2 protein-coding genes are annotated in these 1,677 nt (G+C 73.6%); both read left to right on the forward strand.

Going from position 1 to position 1,677, the window contains the following annotated elements; all coding sequences use genetic code 11:
• On the forward strand, window positions 1-412 hold a 412-nt coding region (locus MJD61_10960; GenBank protein MCG8555788.1), incomplete at its 5' end, for an aminotransferase class I/II-fold pyridoxal phosphate-dependent enzyme.
• 26 nt (window positions 413-438) lie between these two features.
• Window positions 439-1,353 carry a prephenate/arogenate dehydrogenase family protein gene (locus tag MJD61_10965; GenBank protein ID MCG8555789.1) on the forward strand — a complete coding sequence of 305 codons (915 nt, stop codon included), beginning with the start codon at window positions 439-441 and terminating at the stop codon, window positions 1,351-1,353.
• Window positions 1,354-1,677 lie beyond the last annotated feature (324 nt).

Genomic DNA, 1,677 nt, shown 5'->3' on the forward strand with positions numbered 1-1,677 from the left:
CGGCCCGCCGGCGGTGGTCGACGTGCTGCACCGGGTGCGCGGGCCCTTCAACGTCTCGGCACCGGCCCTGGCCGCCGGCGTGGCGGCGGTGGGCGACGCCGGTTTCGTGGTCCGCTCGCGGGACCACAACACCCGCTGGCGCGCGTGGACCCGGGACCGGCTGCTGGCCCTGGGCCTCGCCGTGCCGCAGAGCGCCGGCAACTTCCTGCTGGTCTGCTTCGCCGGAACCCATGGCCGCGACGCCGTGGCGGCGGACGCCTTCCTCAAGGGCCGCGGCATCATCGTCCGCCGCATGGCCGGCTACGGCCTGCCGGACTGTCTCCGCATCTCCATCGGGCTGGAGCACGAGATGCGGGCCGTGGTCGACGCTCTCGCCGCCTTCATGGGCCGCAACGAGGAGGCGACGGCGTGAGCGCCGCCGCCCCCCTGTTCCGGCGCATGGCGCTGGTGGGTATCGGCCTGATCGGCTCGTCCCTGGCCCGGGCCGTCCGCCGCGAGGGCCTGGCGGGCGAGGTCGCCATCGCCACCCGGCGCCGGGAGACCCTGGAGATGGCCCGGGAGCTGAAACTCGGCGACGCCTACTGGCTGGACCCGGCCGAGGCCGTGCGCGGCGCCGACATCGTCGTCATCTGCACCCCCCTCGGCGCCTACCGGCAGGTGGCCGAGGCCATGGCACCGGCCCTGGCCCCGGGCGCCATCGTCACCGACGTGGGGTCCGTGAAGTCATGCTTCCTGAAGGACGTGGTGCCGCTGCTGCCCGGCCACGTCCGCCCGGTGGCCGGCCATCCCGTCGCCGGCACCGAGCATTCGGGCCCCGCCGCCGGCTTCCCGGAGCTGTTCGCCGGCCGCTGGACCATCGTCACGCCGACGCCGGAGAGCGACCCGGACGCCGTCGACAAGGTGGCCGAGCTGTGGCGCCGGGTCGGCAGCGAGGTGGAATTCATGGAGGCCCGGCACCACGACCAGGTGCTGGCCATCACCTCGCACCTGCCGCACCTGATCGCCTACACCATCGTCGGCACGGCCACGGACCTGGAGGACGACCTGAAGGGCGAGGTCATCCGCTTCTCGGCCTCCGGCTTCCGGGACTTCACCCGCATCGCCGCCTCGGACCCGGTGATGTGGCGCGACGTGTTCCTGGCCAACCGGGAGGCGGTGCTGGACATCCTGGGCCGCTTCGACGAGGACCTGACGGCGTTGAAGCGGGCCATCCGGCGCGGCGACGGCCAGGCCCTGGAGGACCACTTCACCCGCACCCGCGCCATCCGCCGCGGCGTCATCGACGCCCGCCAGGACCGGCCGGACCTGCCGCCGGAGACGCCGGAGACGGACGACGACCCGGAGACGGCTTGAGCCGGCCCGGGCATCGGACAGGGATCGGGCCCCGCCACGACCCGGCCCCGGCCCGCTCCCGACCGCCCCGGCGGCTCCCGGCAGCCCCCGTCATCCCCAACAACCCTCAACGCCCTCGTTTCACGCCGTTCCACTAGGAGCAACGCATGCTCCGAAGTTGTATATACAACTCCAAGGTGGACGGGAGTCCGCACCTCCACCCGACCCGTCGGCGGACGCCCGTCCGAGGGCCGCCCGACGCCCATGTTCCACGCTGTGCACCGAGGAGGACAGCCCCGCAGTTGTATATACAACTCCGGGGCTGTCGGGAGGCCCCCCGCCCGA

The sequence above is a fragment of the Pseudomonadota bacterium genome (assembly GCA_022361155.1).
Lineage (GTDB): Bacteria > Myxococcota_A > Polyangia > Polyangiales > JAKSBK01 > JAKSBK01.

Excerpts from the sequence above, each read along its gene's own strand:
- MJD61_10965 (MCG8555789.1), top strand. The coding sequence starts at position 439 with ATGGCGCTGGTGGGTATCGGCCTGATCGGCTCGTCCCTGGCCCGGGCC.